The 4,606-nt window shown below is 54.3% G+C and carries 3 protein-coding genes; 1 reads left to right on the top strand and 2 read right to left on the bottom strand.

What is annotated here, in order from left to right:
• The coding region (locus RRY12_12580) for an SbcC/MukB-like Walker B domain-containing protein (GenBank protein MEG2185509.1) at positions 1 to 1,141 on the top strand (1,141 nt) is incomplete at its 5' end.
• A 31-nt stretch (positions 1,142 to 1,172) separates the two neighbouring features.
• Here the strand turns inward: RRY12_12580 and RRY12_12575 are convergent.
• Both RRY12_12575 and proS read right to left on the bottom strand, forming a co-directional pair.
• Positions 1,173 to 2,603, bottom strand: a complete 1,431-nt coding sequence (locus RRY12_12575) for a lipase family protein (GenBank protein MEG2185508.1) — start codon at positions 2,601 to 2,603, stop codon at positions 1,173 to 1,175.
• 371 nt (positions 2,604 to 2,974) lie between these two features.
• A complete protein-coding gene (gene proS / locus RRY12_12570; GenBank protein MEG2185507.1) occupies positions 2,975 to 4,417 on the bottom strand; it encodes a proline--tRNA ligase in 1,443 nt (480 codons plus the stop codon).
• Positions 4,418 to 4,606: the final 189 nt, after the last annotated feature.

The following is a 4,606-nucleotide window of genomic DNA, read 5'->3' as shown; positions in this document are numbered from 1 at the left end:
GTCAAAGGCCTGCGAGCTTGCGCTACGTGAAATAAAAACTGCCGGAGAACAAATCAGCGAACTTGCGCAGTGCATTGCGCGTGAAGATAAAAGGATAGAGCGGCGCGCGCTGCTTGAAAACCTCATACCGCAAAAAGAGGCGGAAAAAGAAAACGACCTAGCTGCGCTGCGCAAACTCGAAATAGCCGCAGCAGAACGTGAAAGCGCGCTTTGCGCAAAGCTGGAAAACCTTAACGCGCTCTCTTCCAAACTAAAGTTCCGTGACAAAAAAAGCGCAGCACAGGCCGCCGCAGAGCAGAGCGCCGCTCTTGAATTATTGGAAAAACGTCAACGCGTCGCGCGTGAAGAGGCGCAAAAGGGCCGAGCCGCACGCGACGCGGCGGCTGGAGAGGCAACCGGGCTTGAAAAAGAACTTTTGAATTTTACGCCCGAAGATATGGGGAAAATAGAGGCGACGCTTTCGTCAGCCGCGGAGAAAAAGGCCTCCGCCTCAAAACTGCGCGACGAGACGGCGGCGCGTCTTCGCGGCAACAGAAGAGCGGCCGCCTCCATCCGACAGGCGGCTGGCCTCGCCGCTGCGGCGGAAGCAAAAAGGGCGCTCGTAGCTCCGCTTTCGGAGACCGCAAACGGCGCTCTTTCAAAGAAACCGCGAATAATGCTTGAGACCTACGTTCAGACAGCCTATTTCGACAGGATAATAGAGCGCGCCAACTTGAGGCTAATGATAATGTCCGGCGCTCATTACGAACTGAAACGCAGAGTGGAGGAAAGCCCGCAAAGAGGCAAGATAGGCCTCGACCTCGACGTCGTCGACCACTACAACGGCAGCCGCAGGAGCGTGAAAACTCTCTCCGGCGGAGAAGCGTTCATGGCTTCGCTCTCTCTTGCGCTCGGCCTCGCGGACGAGATACAGCAAAAGACCGGAGGAGTGCGCCTTGATACGCTCTTTGTTGACGAAGGCTTCGGCTCTCTTGACGAAAGCTCGCTGGAAAGCGCCTTAAAGGCGCTCTCCGCCCTAAGCGGCGGCGGACGCCTCGTAGGCATCATCTCGCACGTAGCGGAATTAAAGGAAAAAATAGACAAACAGATAATAGTGACAAAAGACAGAGACGCGGGAAGCTCCGTCAGGGTCTACGCATGACGGCTGCGCCTGCGTTGATGCCTTTCTGCGGTCATTCTTTGAATCGTCCGCCGTATCCGTAGTTGTCAAGCCAATAAACAGCTCTGAGGAATGCAATGAGAAACGCCTTTTCATGAATACTGGAGCCTATCTCTACATAACCGTCAAACGGCTCGGTAATAATGTCCTTTTGGGCCGCTCCAGCCGCAAGAAAGGCGGCTTGCGCCTCATCCATGTTTTTGCGCGGCACGAGGTCGTCGCTGACATGATGGTACATTTTTACAGGCATCAGCGGAGCCCAGTTGTAGAAGCTGTTGTTCTTTTTCATAGTCTGGGTGACTACGCCGCTCTCATCCTTAAGCAGCGCCAAGAATTTCTGCGAGAATATCGTGCTCGGCCCATGATAGTCAGCGAAGGCGTCCTTCATCAGACTGTTGATCTCGGCGTCAGTGTGGCTGCCGTCCATCATTTTGCGCAGCTCGGCGGGATAATCCGCGTATTTTGGACTATCGTTGCGAACGGTGAAATCAAACTTCACCTCTGGTATGCTTGCGCCGTAAACGGCGTCATAGGCGTTCATAAAATATGGCAGAAAGTAGGGGGACGTGAACTCCTTGCCCGCCGTAAGCATCACGCCGCGCATTGTCCCAGAAAGAGAATAGGGGCCGTCGAGCGCCGCTACGGCGGTCACGGGGAGCTTCTTCTCCGCCTGCATCTTCTTCGCGGCGATCATTGAGGCATAGGCTCCCTCGGAATAGCCCATCAGCATAATTTTCTTCTCATCCCATCCAGCAGGAAGAGCGGAATTAGTTCCTTTGAAATCCTTGACCAATGCGATGGCGGCGGTTATAGCGTCGCTTACACTGTCGGCAAGCAGCTCGTGACAGTATGGATGAACGTCGGTATTGTCGCCCATGCCGAGATAATCAGGCAGCACAACGATATATCCGCACCGCGCTATCGTGGCGGCAAGGTGCATCTGCGCCTGCGCGGCGTCCGTAATATTATACCAAGGGTAATTCACCATCTTCGACGGAGAATTTTTGCGCATCACCTCTGTCGGATGCTGAATTGCGATGATCGGGGCTTTGTACGCGGTACGGGAAGAGTTAGGAATAAACAGCGCGGCGGTGGCCTGCACCAGATCGCCTTTAGCGTTCTTGGTCCAATATTCCAGCTTTATTGAGCTTAGGCCTCCGTCGCAGTAATCAGTAAGATGCGCGACGCTTTCCATAGCCCCCAAACGCTTAAATACCTCCGACCACCCTTCGGCGTTGGCGCCGCTATTGCTGGCGGCAAGCTGAGCATACATCTCCTGTATACGGGCGTCCCAATCGGACGAGGTGATGGTCTGCTCTACTTTAAAATTTTCCAAATCTCCCGGCGCGTTTGCGCTGTCGGAACCGCCGCACCCTCCCGCCGCTATGACCGACGCAAAAAGCAGCAACAGCAATCCCCAGAACGACCAACCTTTTATTCTCATAACTCTCACCGTTCTTCCACCTCGTTTTTATTTTTCAAGGTATTATGCACTCTGTTATACAAACAAGTATAACAGAAGCAAAGATAAATACAACGCCGCGTCAAAACCGACTTGCATTGTTCTTCTTTGCGAGAAGTTGTTTATAAAGAGAGTGAGAGAGGTTTGGAAGCGGGATGGAAGCCCGCGCAAGAGACGGCGCCGTTTGAACGCTTATGTAAACGCGCCGCCCGCTCATTGACGGACGGCGCGTTGGTTCTGTGGCGCGCAAAATGACGCTGGTATAGAGGCCGCCGCAAGAGCGATACTGCTAATAACGTCTCTTAGCCGGTTGCCTGTTGGCTCGCGCCGCGGCGGTCGTTTGCCGTTTGTTCTTAATAGGCCTTTGCGAATATCGCCTTTCTTGCGCCCTCTTTTCCGGTGTAGAAACAGCGTCCGCGTTCGTCCTGGCTCTCTATCGGGAAGCAGCGAGGGGTTGCGCCTGTGGCCTCTTTTATCGCCTTTTCGTCTTCTTTGCCGCCGGCGAAGAAGACTTCGATGAATCCGCCCTCTTTGTCGAGCAGCTCCCTGAACTCTTCCATGTTCGCCGCGGAATGGGTGTTTGCCTTGCGGAACTCCAGCGCGCGGTTGTAGAGGTTCATCTGTATCTCTTCAAGCAGAGCTGGGATGACGGTCGGCGCGTCGGCCCAGGATATTTCAAGCTTTTCGCCTGTGTCGCGGCGCACAGCGCGCAGTTTTTCAGCGGCAAACTCTCTTTCGCCGAGCTCAAGGCGAAGCGGCACGCCCTTTTGCAGATGCGAGAAGAAACGGTCGCCTGGGCGCATGTGGAACTGCGTGTCGATATTGACGAAGCGTCCGCCAAGCGCCTTGTTCAGTTCGGCCTTAAGCTCCGCTGCCTTCGGCATTATTTCGTTTTCTATTTTTGCGTAGTCAGTCGAAATGGGAAGGATGACGGCCTTGACCGGCGCTATGCGCGGCGGCAGGATGAGGCCGTCGTTGTCGGAATGCGTCATTATGAGTGCTCCGATAAGACGCGTTGAGACGCCCCAGCTAGTCGTGTATGCAAATTCCATCTCGCCGTCTTTATTCTGGAACTGTATCTCGAAGGCCTTTGCGAAATTTTGTCCGAGGTAGTGGCTGGTGCCCGCCTGCAAAGCTTTTTTGTCGCTCATCATCGTCTCGCAGGTGTATGTGTTGTCTGCGCCCGGGAAGCGCTCGCCTTCCGTCTTTTCGCCCTCAAGCACGGGCAGCGCGAGATAGTCTGTCATTATGCGGCGGTAGACCTCAAGCATCTGCAGCGTCTCGGCTACGGCCTCCTCTTTTGAGGCATGTGCCGTGTGCCCCTCCTGCCAAAGGAACTCAGAGGTGCGCAGGAAGAGGCGAGGGCGCTTCTCCCAGCGCATGACGTTGCACCACTGGTTGATGAGTATGGGAAGGTCGCGCCATGACTGCACCCATTTGCTGTACATGTGGCCGATGACGGTCTCGGAGGTGGGACGAACGATGAGAGGCTCTTCCAGCTCCTCGCCGCCGGCGTGAGTCACAACGGCGCATTCGGGGGCGAATCCCTCGACGTGCTCCGCCTCTTTTGAAAGGAAGGACTGCGGGATGAGCAGCGGGAACGAGGCGTTCACGTGTCCCGTCTCTTTGAAGGCGTCGTCAAAAAATTTTTGTATCTGCTCCCAGACTGCGTAACCGGTAGGGCGCACCACCATGCAGCCGCGCACCGGCGCGTAGTCGGCCATCTCCGCGACGCGGATGACGTCGAGATACCACTGTGAATAATCTTTTTCCTTCGGCGTAATGTTCTTTGCCATTTATATACTCCTCCATACATTTGATTCTTGTGTCTATGATTACAGTTGCAGATATTGTAACACCATTTGGAGATTAGATGAACGGCGATTTTTCTTCCGTCTGTTCACGCGCGCTTTAACATATTACATTAGCTTGACTTTTGGGTCAGATGGCGTATCATTTTAATACAGTCATGAAGTAACGTTTTA

It is taken from the genome of Cloacibacillus sp. (assembly GCA_036655895.1).
Lineage (GTDB): Bacteria > Synergistota > Synergistia > Synergistales > Synergistaceae > JAVVPF01.
The sequence above is the reverse complement of the archived record's forward strand: the minus strand, read 5'-3'. Positions and strand labels throughout refer to the sequence as shown.

Coding starts and splice junctions, on each gene's coding strand:
- proS (MEG2185507.1), bottom strand. CDS start 4,417: ATGGCAAAGAACATTACGCCGAAGGAAAAAGATTATTCACAGTGGTAT.
- RRY12_12575 (MEG2185508.1), bottom strand. CDS start 2,603: ATGAGAATAAAAGGTTGGTCGTTCTGGGGATTGCTGTTGCTGCTTTTT.